The 18,902-nt window shown below is 67.5% G+C and carries 12 protein-coding genes and 3 pseudogenes; 9 read left to right on the forward strand and 6 right to left on the reverse strand.

Features of this window, described 5'->3' with window-relative positions; translation table 11 throughout:
• Nucleotides 1–382 precede the first annotated feature (382 nt).
• From DI276_RS53610 to DI276_RS53615, 5 genes and pseudogenes are all read right to left on the reverse strand, one after another.
• A pseudogene (locus DI276_RS53610) lies at nt 383–3,457 on the reverse strand (alpha-(1->3)-arabinofuranosyltransferase); the annotation flags it as partial.
• Between the two features lie 50 nt (nt 3,458–3,507).
• The gene (locus tag DI276_RS16505) at nt 3,508–4,242 is read right to left on the reverse strand and encodes a class I SAM-dependent methyltransferase (protein ID WP_112264195.1); all 735 of its coding nucleotides are present in this window, start codon (nt 4,240–4,242) and stop codon (nt 3,508–3,510) included.
• A gap of 20 nt (nt 4,243–4,262) precedes the next feature.
• The gene (locus tag DI276_RS16510; protein ID WP_112264196.1) at nt 4,263–5,999 is read right to left on the reverse strand and encodes a hypothetical protein; all 1,737 of its coding nucleotides are present in this window, start codon (nt 5,997–5,999) and stop codon (nt 4,263–4,265) included.
• The gene (locus DI276_RS16515) at nt 5,996–7,543 is read right to left on the reverse strand and encodes a substrate-binding domain-containing protein (protein WP_232836700.1); all 1,548 of its coding nucleotides are present in this window, start codon (nt 7,541–7,543) and stop codon (nt 5,996–5,998) included. Before DI276_RS16515 ends, DI276_RS16510 begins: the two co-directional genes overlap by 4 nt.
• Nucleotides 7,513–7,740, reverse strand: a pseudogene (locus DI276_RS53615) (hypothetical protein); the annotation flags it as partial. The gene DI276_RS16515 and the pseudogene DI276_RS53615, both read right to left, overlap by 31 nt.
• 4 nt (nt 7,741–7,744) lie before the next feature.
• On the opposite strand from DI276_RS53615, the pseudogene DI276_RS52115 reads away from it, so the two are divergent.
• Nucleotides 7,745–7,879 (forward strand): annotated as a pseudogene (locus DI276_RS52115) (IS3 family transposase); the annotation flags it as partial.
• Nucleotides 7,880–8,867: 988 nt separating this feature from the next.
• Here DI276_RS52115 and DI276_RS49980 read toward each other — a convergent pair.
• Nucleotides 8,868–9,083, reverse strand: a complete 216-nt coding sequence (locus DI276_RS49980) for a hypothetical protein (RefSeq protein WP_157984756.1) — start codon at nt 9,081–9,083, stop codon at nt 8,868–8,870.
• Between the two features lie 228 nt (nt 9,084–9,311).
• On the opposite strand from DI276_RS49980, the gene DI276_RS16525 reads away from it, so the two are divergent.
• From DI276_RS16525 to DI276_RS16560, 8 genes are all read left to right on the forward strand, one after another.
• The gene (locus tag DI276_RS16525; protein ID WP_112264199.1) at nt 9,312–10,736 is read left to right on the forward strand and encodes a glycoside hydrolase family 15 protein; all 1,425 of its coding nucleotides are present in this window, start codon (nt 9,312–9,314) and stop codon (nt 10,734–10,736) included.
• Nucleotides 10,737–10,768: 32 nt separating this feature from the next.
• A complete protein-coding gene (locus DI276_RS16530; RefSeq protein WP_112264200.1) occupies nt 10,769–12,682 on the forward strand; it encodes a GMC oxidoreductase in 1,914 nt (637 codons plus the stop codon).
• Entirely contained in the window at nt 12,679–13,788 is a 1,110-nt protein-coding gene (locus DI276_RS16535; RefSeq protein ID WP_198680669.1) for a ferritin-like domain-containing protein, read from the forward strand. Before DI276_RS16530 ends, DI276_RS16535 begins: the two co-directional genes overlap by 4 nt.
• Complete coding sequence (locus tag DI276_RS16540; protein ID WP_198680670.1) at nt 13,785–14,294, forward strand: hypothetical protein; 510 nt, start codon at nt 13,785–13,787, stop codon at nt 14,292–14,294. Before DI276_RS16535 ends, DI276_RS16540 begins: the two co-directional genes overlap by 4 nt.
• On the forward strand, nt 14,291–15,205 hold the full coding sequence (gene iolE, locus DI276_RS16545) for a myo-inosose-2 dehydratase (protein ID WP_112264201.1): 915 nt from the start codon (nt 14,291–14,293) through the stop codon (nt 15,203–15,205). The genes DI276_RS16540 and iolE overlap by 4 nt, the downstream gene beginning before the upstream one ends.
• A 67-nt stretch (nt 15,206–15,272) precedes the next feature.
• On the forward strand, nt 15,273–16,319 hold the full coding sequence (locus DI276_RS16550) for a sugar phosphate isomerase/epimerase family protein (protein WP_112264202.1): 1,047 nt from the start codon (nt 15,273–15,275) through the stop codon (nt 16,317–16,319).
• 46 nt (nt 16,320–16,365) lie between these two features.
• The gene (locus DI276_RS16555) at nt 16,366–17,193 is read left to right on the forward strand and encodes an MBL fold metallo-hydrolase (protein WP_112264203.1); all 828 of its coding nucleotides are present in this window, start codon (nt 16,366–16,368) and stop codon (nt 17,191–17,193) included.
• A gap of 18 nt (nt 17,194–17,211) precedes the next feature.
• Complete coding sequence (locus DI276_RS16560; RefSeq protein ID WP_112264204.1) at nt 17,212–18,867, forward strand: alpha-keto acid decarboxylase family protein; 1,656 nt, start codon at nt 17,212–17,214, stop codon at nt 18,865–18,867.
• Nucleotides 18,868–18,902: the final 35 nt, after the last annotated feature.

Genomic DNA, 18,902 nt, shown 5'->3' on the forward strand with positions numbered 1-18,902 from the left:
TGCTGAGGACCGCGGCCTGCCCGGCGGCCACCCGCAGTTCACGGTGTGCGGCACCCCACTGCTCGAAGTCGATCGCGCGGTGACCCGGCGGCGGCTCGGTGGCGGCCGCGGTACTGGGCCGCAGGGTGAGGTCCTGCACCACGAAGGAGGCAGATCGAGCTGTGCTCACCTCGTGCTCCCGACCTTCGAGGTCGACGCCTTCGACCAGGTCCCGACAGGTGCCCAGCGGTAGCGGACGGTGCTGGAACACGTCCCGCAGCGTGCCGGAAACCGTGGTGGCGTAGGCGGTTCCGTCGATGGTGATGGCCGGGCCGGAGCCGCACGGCACGGTGAACGGGGTGTCCAGTGGGATCGGCTGCACCAGGTCGGGCGCACCGACGATCTCGACGTCGCTGATGCCCACCGGTCCCGGAACGCGGTCGGGAACCCCTTCGCTCTTCTTGATCGTGATGTCCAGCCGGTCGGTGGTCGCGACGAAGTCGACCGAGCCGTCGGAGAACACCGGCACGGTCCGGCTCAGCTGCGGGGTGGTGATCTGCACCTCGGTCGGGCGGGACGCGCCGGACAGCGCCGACGTGGTCAGCCGCAAGCCGGTCACGTCGCGGGCGGTGGGCCAGGCCAGGCGCAGCGTGGGTTCCTCGTCGGTGTAGTCGGCGATCCACGTCGTGGTGGGGTTCACGTCTACCGCGGCCAGAGGCGCGGCGGCCGGGTCACCGGCCAACTGGGTCGTGCTGGAGACGGTCAACCCCGGTGCGGTGACAGGGAGGGTGCCGCCGACGGTGGGCAGGACCGTCCCTTCGAGACGGTAGTTGGCGTCGTCGCGGGTGCGGAAGAGCCGGTGGATCCCGTCGGGTTCCTCGCCGCTCCTGGCCAGTCCCACGTCGCACCGCTGGTCGCCGTCGGTGCCGGTGCAGGAGTAGCGCGGCTGAGGGCCGCGGCTGAAGGCGAAGGTCGTCCGCTGTTCGGGGCCGGGCAGGACGTCGGTGGGCACCCGCAACGCCCGTTGGGCGGTCACTCCGGGCACCGACAGTTCGGCGATGCCGACGGAGCCGCTGGTCAACTGCGCCGCCACCGACAGCACGGTGATCCGGACCCTGCTCGTGAGCCCCGGCGACGCCGCGAACACCTGCTCCGCGGAGCCCCTGGCGACCTCGTGGTCGCGGAAACCCGAGTCGGTGGTGATCCTGATCCGGGTGACCGGCCAGCCGACCCGGATGTCGTCGACCATCCGCAGCGCCACCTGGTCGACGACCCGCGGTGTGTCCAGGCCGACTTCGAGCCACTGCTCGGCCGGTCCGGCGAGGGTGGAGGACTGCCAGGCGCTGTACGGATCTCCGTCGATCGCGGCGAATGGCATGGACGACGGGTCGGAGGCGCGGACGGAGTCCGCGAACCCGGCCGAACTCGACGCGGTGACGCCGCGGATCCCGCGGTAGGCCGCGACCGTCAGGTGCTCCGGACCGGGGAACGGCAGGATGTCGGACACCGGTCGGTCCAGCCTCGGCCGCTCGTTGGCAGCGAGCGTCTGGCTCAGGTTGTCGCGCACCCGCCCGACGTTGCGCTCCCGGTGGCGCAGCCCGTCGGTGACGAGCCAGTCCCGGCTCTCGGGCGAGCCGCCGTCACCGGCCAGCACGGCAGGACGATCTCCCCGCAGCACTCCCGAGTCGAGCAGCGGCAACAGGGATTCCGGCCCGCCGCTCACCGTCGCGATGTCCTCGGCGTTCACCGCGACCGCGCGCGGCACCGACCGCTTCACCTCGTAGATCTCCAACGCGGGCGCGGGCGCGGCGTCGAGGTCGATCGAGTTGACGACCGGCTGGTCACCCGGCTTGACCACCGGGCCGAACGTCATCACGCGTTCGATCCCGGCGGAGCGGGCCAGCGCGTCCCGCATCATCGTGACCGGTGGCGCATCGGTGGCGACCCGGTCGATGTCGTTGCGCACCAACAGGAACCTGTGCCCGGACCGAGCGAGGAAGTCGGCCAGTCCGGGTGCGCCGCGCCCGTCGGCGAGCGCGTCCTCGACCGCGTCCATCAGCCGGATGTTGCCCTCCGAGCCGAGCGGGATCTGGCTGCGCAGCGCCCAGGGTGACCGGGCCAGCGCTTGGGCGGGCTCGTCGACCGTCTTGCCCCAGGTGTACTCGCCGAACCCGGTGCCGGGCAGCAGGAGGGTGCGGGCGTCCGGGTCGTTGTCTGCCAGCCACGTCATCGCGGAACGCCAGTAGTCCGGGATCTCCTGCCACCCCGGCCCCGGCCGCAACGTGAGCGTCCACGCGGGCACGGCCATCACGGCCACCAGCAGGACGCCGACGGCGAGCCGGACCTTGCCCGCGACCGCGGTGGTCGCGGCGGCCGGGATTCGGACGCGTGACACCGCGTGCATGAACGCGAGCATCAACGGCAGCCGCAGGCCGGGCTCGAACTTGTGCACGTTGCGCAGGGGGGCCAGCGGACCGTCCAGCAGGGCGCGAACGGTGTGGGACAGCGGGCTGTCGAGCGCCCCGACGTAGCCGATGGTCATCACGGCGACGCCCGCGATGACGCCGATCGTCAGGAAGAGCCGCTCCGGCAGTCCGCGGCGGACCAGCCCGGCGAGGCCGGCCGCCGCGAGGAGCCCGGTGGCCAGCATCAGAACCGGGTTGTCGACCAGCATGAAACCGGAGGGCCACCACGGGCTGCCCTGCACGACGTAGGCCACCCACTGGTTGGTGCCGCGCAGGACCTGGAACAGCGACGTCGGCGCCGTGGTGTTGGCGGCCGACTCGACGTAGTCGACGAACGGCAGGCTGTACTCGCCGAGCAGCATCAGCGGCAGCAACCACCACAGCACGGCCGCCACCACGGACGCGAACCACCAGAGCACGAGCCGGACGTGCCGCGCGGTCCACTGCCGGGTCAGCAGCCACAGACCGGGCAGCAGCAGGACCGTGAGCACCAGCGCGCCGTTCATCCCGCCGACGCCGAGGGTCGCCAGCCCGGACAAGCCGGCCGCCCGTCGTGGCGAGGAGATCCGGTCGGCCTTGATCAAGGGCAGCAGGATCCACGGCAGCATCACGGCGGCGACCATCTCCGCCGACAGCGGGCCGATCTCGGTGAGCATCCGCGGCGCCAGCGCGTACGCGACGGCCCCCAGGTACTGCGCCGGGGCGGTGCCGATCCGCAGCGCCCGCGCGACCGCGAGGACACCGCCGAACGCGCCGCACAGCAGCAGGGCGCACCACAGGCGTTGGGAGATCCACGGCGGCAGCCCGAGCACCTGGCACACCGCGAAGTACGGCCCCATCGGGAACAGGTAGCCGTACGCCTGGTTCTGCAGTTCGCCACCGCTGGCCGCGGGGTTCCACAGGTGCAGCGCGCGGCCGAGGAACGCCAGCGGGTCGACCACGAGGTCGAGCTTGGTGTCGAAAGTCGTGCGGCCGGGGCGTTGCAGGAACGACAGCAGCGTGAGACCCAGCATGACCCACGCCGTGGGGTTGCGGTGCAAGCCCACGGCCACCCTGACGCGCGTCACCTCTTGCGGACGACGTATCTCGTGGACCGCCAGTGGCTGACCGGGATGTCCTCGGACACGCTGTCCACCACCTCACCGCCGTGCTCGGCCACCACGGCGCGGAGCCGGTCCGGCGCCAGCGCGGTCATCCGCATCGGCGCCGGGTAGCGCAGCACGACGCGCTGCCCCCAGGCCACCAGGCGGTAGGGCGCGAACCGCCAGAGCATGCCCCTGAGCGTCCACAACGGACTCGTCGTGCACTGCAACACCGCCACGCCACCGGGACGCAGCACGCGCATGAACTCCGCCAGGTAGCCCTCGATCGCCGTGCGCGGCAGGTGCTGCAACACCAGTTCGGTGTAGACCAGGTCGAAATCGCCGTCGGGGAACCGGTGCAGATCCGGCGTGTCGTTGTGGACGAACCGGCACTTCCCGCCGCTGCGGTCCAGGTTCTCGGCGGTGGAGAGCATCGGCGGCGAGACGTCCACGCCGACGACCTCGTCGGCGTGCTCGGCCAGCGCCTGCGACAGCCGCCCGGCCCCGCACCCGAAGTCCAGCACCCGCCGCCAGGTCACCGGCAGGTCGAGCCCGGCGAGCCACTCACGGGCGACCGCCACGTCCTGGCGCCCCAGTTCGAGGAACTGGTCGACCTCCCACCGGCCGCCGCGCTTGTCCGGCGCCACGTGCACCGCCCACAGTGGATCCGCTTCGCCGAGCCGGGTCCAGTCGCGGCGCACCTGGTCGAATGTCATTCGGCGGAGTCTAGGTCCGGTCACGTCGTAGGGGAACCGATCCGGACGTCCACAAGGCATATCGGGTCCACTTCGGTGCCGCGGTTGATCTCCAGCCGGTCTGAGCCGCTGTTCACGACGACGTACAGCACGTGCAGGCCCTCGACGAGGTTCACCTCCTGGGCGACCGTTCCCAGCGCGAGCCGCACCGGGCCCGCGCTGGAGGTGTAGTACTCCATCCGCAGCAGCCGACGGCCCTCCACCCGGCTGCTCAGCGGAATCGTCACGACCTGGCCGCCGACCGGGTAGCCGCAGTCGGCCACCGGACCTTTCCTGCCGACAACCGGATCCTTGACGCCGGTGATCTTTTGCGGCGATCCGTTGTCGTCCAACAGGAACATCTCCTCCGCGGGCTGGTCGAACTTCGGCCGCTGAGGGAGCAGACCGACCACCCTGGATGCCAGGCTGTCGTAGACGAACCACTCCGACATGACCTCGCTCGGGACATGCGTGTCGTAGAGCACGATCGACGGGTTCGCCGTCAGCGCGGCACGCGCGGTGCTGACGTACTGCTCCGACTTGGCGAACCGCAGACCGGGTGCGAGCCACAGGAAGCTGAACGTGGCGCTGATCCCGAGCAGCGTCACCAGGCCGAGCACGACCGGCCGTTTCAGGCCGCCGGTGCGCTCGCCCGGTTCGAGGAACGCGAACGTCGCGCAGAGCACGGCGATCGGCACCGCGTCGGCGACGTACCGGGGGTCGTTGCCGATCAGTGGCCCGATCTCGGGCAGCCTGGTCACGATCACCAGCCCCAAGTCGACCGCGAAGTACCCGGCCAGCATCAGCCACGCCGCCCCAGCGCGCCGCGGCGCCTTGAGCAGTCCGCCCACGAGCACCACCACGGCCACCGCGGCCACGGTGAGGCGCAGCCACAGCGGTGACGTCGAGATGGTCGCGCCGGGCGCGGGACCGGTCCACGGGCCGCCGAACAACCCCGGCAGGAAGGTGTTCACCACCGCGAGGCCGACGAACTCCACAATGGAGTACGCGGACGGCAGGTCGTTCTTGACACGGCTGGTGGTCAGGCTGAGGAACAGGACGGCGAACGCGACGAGGGGAACCCCGTGCGCCAGCCACACCCGCCACGGCACCCGTTCGCCCAGCAGCAGCGTCAGCCCGAACAGCACGGCGATGAACAACGCCGCCTTCTCGTAGAAGGCCAGCCCGGCGACGGTCCACAGCAGGGTGATGACGACCTGCTTCGTGGCGCGAGTGCGCAGGTAGGTCAGGTGCGCGTTGATCGCGCCGAACATGGTCAGCAGCAACGGGAAGAGCTGCACGCCGTAGGCCCACCACAGGGTGGGGTACAGGATCAGGGGGGAGAACGCGTACACCGCGAACGGCAACAGCAGTGTCCAGCGCGACCCGAAGCACCGCGTCAGCACCCGCCAGAACAGCACGGACGCCACCGCGAGCATCATGAGCAGCGGGAGCACGGCGAACACGTGGCTCAGCGGCGCGACCGCCGTGATGAACCACGCCAGCAGGAACATGCCGGGCGCCAGGTGGCCGCTGTAGTCCTGGAAGAGGTAGTCGAGGTCGAACGGCCCGTGGGCCGCCGCCCGGTGCAGGATCACGAAGTCGTCGTGCCCGAAGTAGCCGTTGAACGCCATCCAGGCGTGGATCGCGAACGGGATGACGCCGATCGCGACCGCGGCCAGGGTGATCGGCCGGGGCCAGGCCAGGACGATCTGCCGCGGTTCGGTGGTGGTGGTCACGTCTTCAGCAACCTGCCCATCGCTGCGTAGAACACGTCGACGATCTTGGTCGGGTCCTCGGTGGTGTAGGCGTCGCCGCCGGTCGCCCGCGAGATCGCCCGCAGCTCGACCGGGTCGATGTCCGGCCCGATGCCGATGCCGATGATCTGCAGTGGCCGTTTCGGGTCCTGCAACTCGGCCAGTTGGGCGAGCAGCTGTTCCTGGGTGATCCCTTGGGGATCCTCGTTCTTGCCGTCGGTGAGCACCACCACCAGGTTGATCCGGCCCGGCTCCCAGTTCTGCCGGGCCGAGGTGTAGGCGGCCAGCACCGAGTCGTACAGGCCGGTGGCGCCGTTGTGGATCGCCTTGACCTTGCGGAGTTCGTTCAGCGAGCCGTCGGCCAGGAGCTCACCCACCGGCCGCACCGGCAGGAGTTCCTTGTGGTCCTTGTCGCCGTCGAGGTTCGTGGAGAACCGCCACAGGCCGATCTTCGTGGTCGGCTTGAACAGCCTGATGCCCAACTCGGCGGCCCGGATGGTGAGCGTCATCCGGTCGGTGGCGGCCTCGGGGACGACCTGGGCCATCGATCCGGACACGTCCAGCAGCACCTGCATCCGGGCGCTGCGGTTGACCGCCGCCCACTGGTTGAGCAGTTGGTCGGGGTCGGCGGGAGGGGCGACCGGTCGGACCACTGCGGCGCTCGAACCCCCGAGCGCCCGCCCGTCGGGCCCGCGTAGGCCCTCCTCGGCGAACTGCCCGGCGGAGGTCTGGTCGAGCAAGCGACTCAGGAACTGTTGCGCCACATCACGTTTGCCCTGATCGGGACCGGGCAGGACGACGTACGGGTAGTCCAGCGAAGGCACGGCGGGATCGGCGTACACCCCGACCAGACCGTGTTTTCCCAAGTCCGACTCCGGTGTCACCACGCCGTCCAGTGGCCGGGCGGGATCGAACAGCTCGGCGGGTTTCTGGACGGCGTGCTTGGTGAGCTTGCGCAGTGTCAGGGCATAGGAACCGGCCGGGTCCGGAGCGGATCCGGTCAGCTCACCTGTGGCGATCAACGCCGACAGGCCTGCCGGGTCGACGGCCGGGTCGACGAATCCGATCGCCGGCTCGCCGCTGAACACCTGGGCCCAGGTGGGCGTTCGCTCTGGCCAGCCGAACCGCCGCGCGGCGGTCTCGGTCAGCCCCAGCACAATGGGCGAGGACGCGATCGACGGGCCCGTGACGGGGATGTCCCACGTACCCCGCCGCTGGGCGCGCAGCAGCCACTGGGACGACTCCGGGATCCACACATCCGGTTTGGCCTGCGCGAGGGACTCGACGGCCTCAGCGGATTCCCGCGCTATCACTTCGACTCGATAGCACGCGGCACCGTCCTGTTCCGACACACGGGCCACGGCCGAGGCGATGCCCGGCGCGGCCACGACGCTCAGCGTGGCGACCGTGTCACAGCTCGAAGAGGAGAGCCGTTCGTGCAGGTAGTCGAAGCCGAACCACCCGGCGAGTGAAAGCACGAGCAGAATGCTCAGGATCACCACCGGTGAGTCCGAACGCCGAGCCACAGGCCCCAACCCCTCGTCGCCGCTGACTGGTCGAGCCAGCCTAGCCCGAAGACGGTAGCGAGTCGGTCTTGTTCGGGGGTGGTTTCGGTGAGCATGCGACGGGCTTTGGGTCGACCTCCGGTCGAGGGGTAGGTCAACACACTTTCTCCGATGCCGGCCAACTGGGTCAGCATTTCCCGCACGGAGCAACGCATCCCGGGCAAGCGCGCGGAGATCGACGCCGGTGACCGGCCAGGCACCACGTCAAGCGAGGCGGAGCGGGTCGCGCGGCTGGAGCGGGAGAATCGTGAGCTGCGGCGGGCGAACCAGATCTTGAGGTCAGCGGCCAGTTTCTTTGCGGCGGAGTTGTGCGCCACGAGGCGCCGAGGTGATCGAGGAGGGGTGAGAGACCTTTCCCGCCCGGCTGTCGCAGCTGCCGGGTGAAGCCTGGGGGCAGCCTGACCTGGAGGAACGCCGGGAAGGGCGGCAAGCGGCCCCGACAAGGGCGGGACGTGCCGGGACTGCCAGACGGTGCGGGCTTGTTCGGCAAGGCCAGACGGTGTAACGAGAGTGAACCAGCGGTTGACGCTTCGTAACAGCGAAGTCGGATCCAATCTGGTGGATATGGGCCGGTGTGCAGCGCGTGATGTCCGGACGGGGTTGTGTCCGGTCGTCAACTCCGAAGCCGTGTAGTTCCAACGGTGGGGAGGCCATGGTGAAGGTCTGCGGCGTAGCCGTGGCGATGCTGCCGGAGTAGAGCTGGGCGCCTCGCTGGCCGATCGATTACTTGGTGAACGTGGGAACCACCCGAGAGTCGCCCGATGACTGTCCATCCGGGACAGTCACGGGCAGGCCCGTTTCCGGCTGGTGGCTTGAGAGTGGGGCCGAGGCTGTGTAGTAGTCGCGGGCGTGACGACCCGTCTCGGGGTCCGGGAGAGACGGACGCAGGGCGAAGACAGCCAGCAAGTCAGCAGTGACGGATGTTGGACGGGTCTGCTGCATCGTTAGAATCCCGTGGGGTAAGAGAATGTCCGAGATGGATCACCCTCGCACGTGGCAAGGGTGATCCATTCGCGTGTTCATGTGGAATGGGTACCTCTTTTCCCTTCAAAGGGCCAATCCGACGGTGATCGCCAACCCTGGTGATATCGACGAACTTTCATTCTCTGGAAATAGGCGTCGCGACCACGTCGCCCTGTGGCGGCGGACCGAGGGTGGTGGGCGTGTTCCCACTACAACCACCGTCGGCCTCGCTGAGCGCGGCGACATGTGGCGTCATGATGCGTGGTCGGGTCAGTCAACGGCGGCTTGATCGACGAGTGTGGATGAGGCTCTCGACCTCCAGTCACCGCCTGAAAGAGGGATCAAAGTTCGTGGGCGCGTCGATGAACAGGGTGAATGTGATTTTCAACCCGGCGATCAAAATGTTGCCGTGATTACAGGTCCCTCTGCGCACCGCGCGGTGCGACGTACAAATCGTCGCTGCTTCCGGCGTGGGCTCAACACCATTGGGCGCACGTTGATTTCGGGTCTTGACGATCTTTTGGGTGGGGTCGAGCATTGACTCAGTTGGAGGCGTCGCGGGCGGGTGGCAAACCGACTGTCGGGTTGATGGTCACTCCTGGCCCGGGCTCGCGCTCGGACACTTTGTTTGCGTATCGGAAGGTTTGCTCCGACCCGCGGCCATCACGAAGACGGCGGCCAGTGACCGGCTTGGATGGCGAAAGAACCGGCAGAACAACTAGCTGCTCCCCGAAGCCAAATCCGTTCGACACAACGGAGTCCAGAAATGGTCGAGTCCACCATCCCGTCCGATGTGCCCGCTCGCACGAACCGGCCAGACGACACTTCCCGAGTTCGGGCGACGGTCCAGAACTCCTTTGCCTCCGGAGCGGTGGACCTGGCGGCGCTCGTGCCGGTCATGTACGCCTTCATGTTCCGCAACATCGCCAGTGACGGCTTCATCTTCAGTGATCCGCAGTCGCCGGGCGACATCTCCCGGGACTCGAAGCCGGGTTGCGTCATCGCCGCCCCGTCGTTTCCCGCCGAAACCCCCGGCACCGACGAGGACTACGTCTTCAACTGGGTGCGCGACGGGGCCATCACGGCCATGGAGGTGGTCAAGGCCGCCATGCCCACCGGCCCCGACGGGACGGTGCAGACGCTCAACGACTACGTGAAGTTCGCCGACCTCTGCCACTCCAACGCCCAGCCGACCAAGGGGCATGCCTGCTTCACCATCGCCGGCGACGTCCGCCCGTGGACCGAGCAGAACGACGGTCCGGCGTTGCAGTCGATCACCATTCTGGCCGCGTTCGACCAGCTCGATCACGGTGCCCAGAAGCTGGCGGTCGACCTGGTGAACTCGAACACCGCCTTCCTCCTCGAGGTCTACCAGGACCCCACCACGAACCTGTGGGAGGAGCACAGCGGGTTCAGCTTCTTCGCTCGGTCCGCCCAGCTGCGTTGCTTCGAGGAGATCCAGGCCTCGACCATCGCCGGCATCGACAAGCCGGCCGAGTTGCGGCCCGCCATCAAGTGGCTGCGTCAGGCCCTCGCCGGCCACTGGGACGGGAGCAAGTACGTGAGCCTGCTGGCCGACCCCGGTGACGGGACCCCGCCATCACCGCAGAATCCGGTCGTCAGCGGTTACGACCCGAACATCGACATCGTCCAGTCAGCCGTTTACGGCGCCATTCCAGTTACGGACACCAAGCTGCTGGCGACGGCGGCCCAGCTGCGCTCGCAGTGGGAGGAAGGCGGCATCGCCTTCTACCCGATCAACAAGGCGGACAAGGAGAATTTCGGTATCGGGCCACTGTTCGGCCGCTACCCGGGAGATGTCTACGACGGCGACACCGCCCACCCGGTGCTCGGCGGTCACCCGTGGGCCCTCTCCACGTGCAATGTCGCCGAGCTGCACTACCGCCTGGCGGCCGAGATCAGGTCGAGCCGCAAGGTACCCCTGGACGACCTGTCGGCTCCCTTCTTCGCCCAGTCCGGCATCGACTCGTCGACGGCCCCGGTGGTAGCGGCCGCCGGCTTGGTGGCGACTGGTGACGCCATGGTGCGGGCCGTCGTCTATCACAGCGATCACTTGGAGCTTTCCGAGCAGTTCGACGGCACCACCGGCTACGAGCGCAGCGTGCACAACCTGACGTGGAGCTACGCCGCCTACCTGTCCGCCTTGCGAGCTCGGGCGCAGGCCGTCTGACCCCCGCGGCCTGGCAGAGGAGTGACTGCGCCATGTACGTGAAATTCCCCCACGGGGCGGCGAAGCGCACCGACCCCGCGGCGACGGCCGAGATTCTTTACGACGCCGTCATCGTCGGCGGCGGGATCGCCGGCGCCATCATCGCCTCGCGGCTGAGCGACGCGGGCAAGAGAGTGCTGATCCTCGAAGCAGGCTCGGCCGAAGACCTCACGCTGAGGGGCTACGAAAGCTACCTCGACCGTTTCTACGCGGCACCCGGCAAGGACAACCAGTCCCCGTACCCGGTCGTGGCCAACGCCCCGATGCCGCGCGGCACCGACGCACGGCGCATCGTGCCCGGTACGCCAGACGCCTCGGCCTACATCGTCCAAAGTGGACCTCTCGCCACCGACACCACCTACACGAGGGTTCTCGGCGGCACCACGATGCACTGGGAGGCCAAGACGCCGCGCATGCTGCCGGAGGACTTCCGGATGCGCACGCTCTACGGCGAAGGGGCTGACTGGCCGCTCACCTACGACGACCTCTCCCCGTACTACGACGAGGCCGAACGCGAAATCGGCGTCTCCGCCGATGTGGAGGACCAGGCCTACCTCGGGATCACCTTCAGCGAGGACTACGTGTTCCCCATGAAGGGCCTGCCGCTGTCCTATTTGGACAAGATGGTCGCCAGGGACCTGGACGGGATGCCGGTCGAGCTCGGCGGGGAGAAGCGGAAGCTGCGGGTCCGTCCGTGGCCACAGGGGCGGAACGGAATACCGAACCCGGCCTACGACGGCGGGAACGGTTACGTGCCGCGGGGAGCAGTGAGCACGTACCAGGTCGAGGTCGGCGGACGGTGCCAGGGCAACAACAACTGCGTGCCCATCTGCCCGGTGCAGGCCAAGTACCACGCGGGCAAGACCCTCGCCGTCGCGCTCCAGAGCGGCCGAGTCGACCTGGTGGCCCAGGCGGTGGCCTACAAGGTGCACGTCGACAAGGTCACCCGCCGGGTGACCGAGATCGAGTACCGCCGCTACGACCGGCCCGACAGCCCGGACTTCACCACCGTGCGAGCCAGGGGCCGGCTGTTCATCCTGGCCGCAAACGCGGTGGAAAACCCCCGGCTGATGCTGGCCTCCGGCCTGCGCGGCTCGAGCGGCCTGATGGGGCGGAACTTCATGGACCACGCCTATCTCCTGGCGTGGGGCCTGCTCCCGGAGGTGGCCGGCACCTTCCGGGGCACGAACTGCACCGGCGGCATCACGGACCTGCGCGGGGGGCACTTCCGGCGCCACCAGGCGGCATTCAGCGTCGACATCCACAACGACGGCTGGGGCTGGGCACGCGGGGCACCGATGAGCGACCTGGTCGATTTGGTGGACGCCGGCGGCCGCTACGGCGAGTCCCTCCGCCAGGGCCTGGTGGACCGGGTGTCCCGCCAGTTGCAGCTGGCGTTCATGGTCGAGGTCCCCGCCAACCCGAGCAACCGGATCACGGTGGACCCGGCCTACACCGACAACCTCGGGAACATGCGGCCCATCCTCACCTACGACCTGCCCGACTACACGATGCGCGGGGTGGCGTACGCCCGGCAGTTGTCGAAACGGATCTTCGCCCGGCTCGGGGCCGAGGACCACACCGAGTACGACCCGAACTTCTGGGGCTATGCGGTGTACGGCGGCGAGGGCTACGAGATCCGAGGGGGCAACCATCTCGCCGGCACCCACATGATGGGCCGCAACCCGTCGACCTCGGTGGTCAACGTGGATCAGCGGAGCTGGGACCACCAGAACCTCTACCTCGTCGGCGGGGGGAGCCTGCCCACCGTGAGCACGTCGAACGTGACGCTCACCGTCGCCGCCCTGTGCCTGCGCAGCGTCCGGGCCATGTTGGCCCAGCTCGACTCCGAGACCGCACCGATCGCCGTCAGCACGAACGGCCGACTTCAGGAGGTAACCGGGTGACCGCGCCGACCATCGCGAACCGTGACGACCTGATCAGCTACCTGCACACGGCGATGGCGCTCGAGCACGCGACCATCCCGCCCTACCTGACCGCGTACTACTCCATCCGTCCCACGACCAACTCCGACGCCGCTCACATCATCCGGGTGACCGCGGTGGAGGAGATGCTGCACCTGACGCTGGCCGCCAACGTCCTGAACGCCATCGGCGGGAAACCCGACCTGACCCGCCCCGGTTTCGTGCCGTCCTACCCCGCCTACCTCCCGGACGGGGAGGACGACTTCACCGTCGACCTCCGCCCGTTCTCCCCGGAGGCGATCGAGACGTTCTGCAAGATCGAGCGCCCAGGCGCCGCTCCCGGTGTTCGTGCACGGCTGGTGCCAGTACCGGAGGGCAGCAGCTCGCTGCTGGTCTCCAGCCCGACGGTCGAGGGGATGCGCTTCTACAGCATCGGCGAGTTCTACGAGGAGATCATCGAAGGACTGGAGAAGGTGGAGGCCGTCGATCCCGAGCTCTTCTGCGGGGATCCCGCACGGCAGGTTGGACCCGAGTACTTCTACTCGGGCGGCGGGTCGGTGATTCCCGTCTCCGACTTGGACTCCGCCCTGCAAGCGCTCCGTTTCATCGCCGACCAGGGCGAGGGCCTCGATTCGGGCATCCACGACGCCGACGGCGAACTGGCCCACTACTACCGGTTCCGTCAGCTGCAGTTCGGCCGCTACTACGAGGTGGGCGACGACCCTGACGCACCTACAGGGCCACCGCTGAGCATCACCTGGGACGACGTGTACCCGGTGAAGGTGAGTGCCCGGCTGACCGACTACCCGCTGGGATCCGAACTCGCCGCGGCCGCCCGCAAGTTCAACGCCGAGTACGGGGCCTTCCTCGCCCTGCTCACCAAGACGTTCAACGGACGACCGAACCTCATGCAGGACGCCGTCGGGTCCATGTTCCGCCTGCGCGACGAGTTCACCCGGCTGGTGCGCAACCCGCTGCCAGGCAGTGGCGGTCTGAATGCCGCTCCCACCTTCGAGATCCCGCCGGTGTCCTGGTCCGATCCGGACGCTTCCACGACAGCCGACGAGATGGCCGAGGCGACGTGGTGACCGGCCAGTTGTCCGAACAGTTCCTGGCGCTGTCGGTCGACCTCACGGCCTTCGGGGAGACCGACCTGCTCGGCACCGGTCTGGCCGACGACTACCTCGCCAAGGCGCGGGCTGCCTGCGGCGACGAGGTCGTCACCGCACTCCTGAACGCCCACCGGGCGGCGAGGGCCGACGCAGCCGGTCACAACGGCAGCCCCGACAGGAACCGGCTCGACCGGGCCCTGCGTCACCGGATCTTCAGCGACGACCGCCTCGGACCGGTCGCCCGCAACGTGATCAAGCTCTGGTACTCCGGGACGTGGTACGGCCTGCCACCCGAGTGGACCGACTGCTACGGCGCCAACGCGGCAGCCGAAACCTCCACCGTCACCGCCGCCTCCTACCAGGAAGGGCTGCTCTGGCGCGCCATCGGAGCCAATCCTCCCGGCGCCAAGGCGCCCGGCTACGGCACCTGGGCCGAGCCACCTCGCATCGAGCCCCGCTACCTGAAAAGAGCAGCCAAATGACAGAACTGGGTGACCGCCTCAGCCCGGACAAGGTGAAGCTCGGCGTCTGCTGCACCCTGTGGTGGAACGACGACTTCCCCTCCATCGACGCCGGCATTCCCTTCGGCCAGGCCGTGAGCGAGATGGCGCTCGCCGGCTTCCAGGGCTGCAGCATCGGGCACAAGTACCCGACCGATGCCGCCGTGCTCAAGGCCGCTCTCGATCTCCGCGGACTGCAGGTGTCCGAACCCTGGACGAGCACGTACTTCACGATCAGCAAGATGCGGCAGAAGACGATCGCCGCCTTCGAGGAGACGCTGGCCCACGTCAAGGCGCTGGGCGGGACCGAAGTGGTCGTGGCGGAGTTCGGAGCTTCGTCGCACCTGCTCCCCGTCGACGTGTTCGCCAACCGCCCGGTCTTCACCGACGAGCAGTGGGACAGCCTGACGTCGGGCCTGGAGGAACTCGGCAAGATCGCCAACTCGGCCGGGATGAGGCTCAGCTACCACCACCACATGGGAACCGGCGTCATGACCAGAGCCGACGTCGACCGGCTGATGGCCTCGACCGACCCGGCCCTGGTCCACCTGTTGCTCGACACCGCCCACATCGCCTTCGCCGGCGATGATCCGCTGGACCTGGCACGAGCTCACGCCGACCGCATCGGCCACGTCCACCTGAAGAGCATCCGGCCCGAGGTCGTGAGCCAGGTGCGTGAAGAAGGTCTGTCGTTCCAGGAGGCCGTCGAGCTCGGCGTCTTCACCGTGCCCGGCGACGGCGCGATCGACTTCCGGCCGATCCTCGAGGCGCTGGCCGACGCCGACTACCAGGGGTGGCTCGTCGTGGAGGCCGAGCAGGACCCGAACAAGGCCATCCCGCTCGAGTACGCCAAGAAGGCCCGCGCCTACCTCGCCGACGTCTTGGGCTGGTAGCGCACTCCGGAATCGCAGCCGTTGGACTGGCGTTCGGGCACCACTCAGAACAGCGAGGACATCAGGTATGGACGCGACATTCGAACGAGACGTGTTCTTCAGCTTCTTCATGTTCACGGCCGACTTGAGGCCACAGGACCCGCGCTACACACAGATCCTGATCAACCATCTGAAAACCCTCGTCGACATGGGTTACGACGGCTTCGACCTGCACATCGCCTCCCGGCCCGTGGCCGTCGACCACCGGCTCGAGGTCGAAAGCTACGTCGGCCTGAAGAAAGCGTTCGACAAGGCAGGGCTGAAGGACGTGAAGTTCACGACCAACGTCGGGACCACGCGGACCTTCGACCCGACGTCGCCCTACGAGGAACAGCGCAGCCAGGCCCTGTCCTACCTCAAGTCACGCGTCGACATCACCCGGGTCCTGGGCGGCGACTCGATCATGTCAGGACCGTTCCTCTACCCCTACGGCGTCTTTCCGGTCACGGACTCCGGTGAGCCGATCTGGAGCGACGCCCTCCTCGACTGGATGAAGTCGCGCTATCACGCGGCGCGTTCGGTCTTCGAGGATCTGGCCGCCTACGCCGAGACGCAGAAGGTGAAGCTCGCCATCGAACCGGTGAAGAGCTGGGAGACACCCCCGCCCAACATGGTCTCCGAGGTGCTGGACTTCCTGGACGGCCTCGAGCACCGGCACTGCGGCGTGACGATCGACACCGCCCAGGTCGTGATGGAAAGCCAGGGGCCATCGGTCTTCAGGGACAACGTCGCCCGAGCGGCACGACGGGATCGGCTCTACTACGTCCACCTCTCCGCACCTGACCGGGGCGCGGTGCGGGACAGCTGGATCCCGTGGGACATCGTCCTGAACGAGCTCGAACCCGTCTATCGCGGGCCGTACCTGATCGAGGTGTTCAACGCGATCCCGCCGTTCGACAGCTCCATGCGAATGGCCCGCCGGCGCTTCTGGCGGCCGGGCGAGGACGAGCCGACGCCCAACGCCGACAGCGCCTACGACGTTGCCATGGCCGCGCTGGACGAACTGCGAGAGCAGGTCGCTCGCGCCGCCCGGAAGTCATCCGACCCGTCGCGCCTGGCCACCAGCCGCGTCTGACCCTGCTTGACAGGCGCATCTCTCCACCACCTCAGGAGGGCCCCGAATGCCGGCTCAACTGTCAGATCCCATCACCATGGTCGCCAAGCAGGCGGGCGATGTCCGGATTCACACCTTCGTCTCGTCCTTCACGTACGACAACATCGCGAATGCCACGCACATCATCGAGACCAGGAACCAACTAGTCCTCGTCGACGCGCAGTTTCTCGCTCCGTACGCGAGGGCGTTCCGGGACTACGCCGACAGTCTGGGCAAGCCGATCGAACGGCTGTACGTCTCGCACCGGCACCCCGATCACTGGTTCGGTCTGGGTACCGCGTTCAGCGACGTCACCGTCTACGCGTTGGCTGAAACCGCGAGCTTCATCCAGGAACACGGCGAAGACTCGGTGAGCGACCACTGGAAGCTCGGTGACCTGGTGCCGGGCGAAGTGGTCGTGCCCCAGAAGGTCGTCAGCCTCAGTGAAGAGACGATCGACGGGGTCAGGTACGTCTTCGAGCAGGTGGAAGAGGCGGAAATCGACTTCCAGCTCACCATCGGGCTTCCCGACCTCGGGGTGTGCTTCGCCCAGGATCTGATCTACAGCGGTACCCATCTCTATCTGACCAAACAGATGGCTCACTGGATCCGGGTACTGCGGGAAATGCTGGTGTCGGACTACGAACTGTTCATGCCGGGCCACGGTCTGCCGGCCGACAAGAACGAAGTCGCTCGCAACATCGAGTACCTCTTGGCCGCTCAACGGGCGATCGGTAGCGGGTTGACGAACGACGCCTTCAAGGACTTCATGCTGCAACGGTATCCCGAACGCAAATGTCCGGGCATTTTCGACATCTACCTGCCCCGACTGTTCGGCGACGCCAGCGACTACTGACTGCGAAGGTGCTCAACCATGAACGAGCGATACACCGTAGGGCAATACCTGGTGGACCGGCTCCATCAACTGGGCCTGGACCACCTGTTCTCCATCGCGGGCGACTACTCGATCGACTGGCTGAACCGGTATGTCACGCCGAGCAGCATTGAGATAATCGAAGAAGTCAACGAGGTGAACGCCGGTTATGCGGCGGACGGGTACGCGAGGCTGAAGGGCATCGGGGCTCTCTGCGTCACCTACTCCGCGGGTGCGTTGTGCGCGGTGAACGCCGTCGCCGGTGCTTACGTCGAGAAGGTTCCGCTCGTACTGATCAACGGCACGCCGAGCATCAAGAGGACGCTCACCTTCGAACAGACCGGCTTCAGTTCGCATCACTTCATCAGCGGGCGAGAAACCGATCGGCAGTCGTTCGAGCACATCACTGTCGCAACCGTGCGAATCGACAATCCCGACCTTGCTCCTTTGGAGATCGACTATGCGCTGACTCAGTGCATCAGCGAACGGCGCCCGGTGTACGTCGAACTGCTCGAGGACATGGTCGACCTGGAGTGCGAGCCGCCGAGAGGCGTTCTGAAGCCGGCCAGGGTGTTGTCGGACGAGGTCAGTCTGGAACAGTCGGTGGCGCAGATCTGCGCGAAGCTCGACAGCGCGGAGAACCCCCTGATCTGGGTCGGTGTGGAGATCGACCGGCTGGGCCTTCAGGACAAGGCCATGAGCCTGATCCGGCAACTGAACGTCCCGTTCGTCACGGAACTCATGAGCAAGTCCGTACTCCCTGAAGACGACCCGCACTTCTTCGGCGTGCTCGACGGCCAGGCGTCGTCGGCCGCCGTCGCGGACCTGGTCAAGAGGTCCGATTTCACACTGGCCCTCGGCGTCTGGCTGACCGACATCAACTCGTTGGGCTGGGATCCGGACTTCGACACGACCGCCTTCGCGTCGATGGACGCGGTCAAGCTCGGAACCTATTTCGGCGGCCAGGTCGCGTTGGAACACCTGATCGACGGGATCCTGGAAAAACGGCTCGCACCCAAGGTGTGGAGTGTGCCGGAGAAGCCGGTTTACGGCGCACCGACCACGGCTTCCACTGATCAGATCACCTATCAGGGGTTCTACGACTTCGTTCAGCAGTACATCGACGAGGACACCATCGTCGGCAGCGATTCGAGCCTGAACTACTTCGGCAGCCTGCTGCTCGACGTACCCGGCCAGGGAGCGTTCGTCGCTCAGTCGTCCTACTCGTCGATCGGTTACATCGCAGCCGCGGCGACCGGACTCTGCCTGGCGAAGGGGCCCAGCCGGAGAGTGATGGTGTTCTCGGGTGACGGCGGCTTCCAGATGACCGCCCAGTGCCTCTCGACGCAAACTCGTTTCAAGCTCAACCCCGTCATCTTCGTGATCGACAACGGCGTCTACGGCGTGGAGCAATGGCTCGCCGACTCAACGGTCTTCCACACGGACAAGCCGTTCTACGAGTCATGCGTCCTGCACCCGTGGAACTACAGCAAGCTGGCCGACGTGTTCGGGTGCCGGGGCTGGAAGGTCAGCACGTACGGGGAGCTGCAGGACGCCGTGGCGGGTGCCCTGGCGAACTCGACCAGCCCGTCCATCATCCAGGTCGTGGTGCCGGACAAGTCGATTCCCGACAACGCGGAGTGGAAGACCCAGTAGCCCGGCCACGGGATGATGGAGTCCTCCTGCGGTCC

The organism is Lentzea terrae, assembly GCF_003265345.1.
GTDB classification, from domain to species: domain Bacteria; phylum Actinomycetota; class Actinomycetes; order Mycobacteriales; family Pseudonocardiaceae; genus Lentzea; species Lentzea terrae.

Excerpts from the sequence above, each read along its gene's own strand:
- DI276_RS16550 (WP_112264202.1), top strand. The coding sequence starts at position 15,273 with ATGGACGCGACATTCGAACGAGACGTGTTCTTCAGCTTCTTCATGTTC.
- DI276_RS16525 (WP_112264199.1), top strand. The coding sequence starts at position 9,312 with ATGGTCGAGTCCACCATCCCGTCCGATGTGCCCGCTCGCACGAACCGG.
- DI276_RS16530 (WP_112264200.1), top strand. The coding sequence starts at position 10,769 with ATGTACGTGAAATTCCCCCACGGGGCGGCGAAGCGCACCGACCCCGCG.
- iolE (WP_112264201.1), top strand. The coding sequence starts at position 14,291 with ATGACAGAACTGGGTGACCGCCTCAGCCCGGACAAGGTGAAGCTCGGC.
- DI276_RS16505 (WP_112264195.1), bottom strand. The coding sequence starts at position 4,242 with ATGACATTCGACCAGGTGCGCCGCGACTGGACCCGGCTCGGCGAAGCG.
- DI276_RS16560 (WP_112264204.1), top strand. The coding sequence starts at position 17,212 with ATGAACGAGCGATACACCGTAGGGCAATACCTGGTGGACCGGCTCCAT.
- DI276_RS16555 (WP_112264203.1), top strand. The coding sequence starts at position 16,366 with ATGCCGGCTCAACTGTCAGATCCCATCACCATGGTCGCCAAGCAGGCG.
- DI276_RS49980 (WP_157984756.1), bottom strand. The coding sequence starts at position 9,083 with ATGCTCGACCCCACCCAAAAGATCGTCAAGACCCGAAATCAACGTGCG.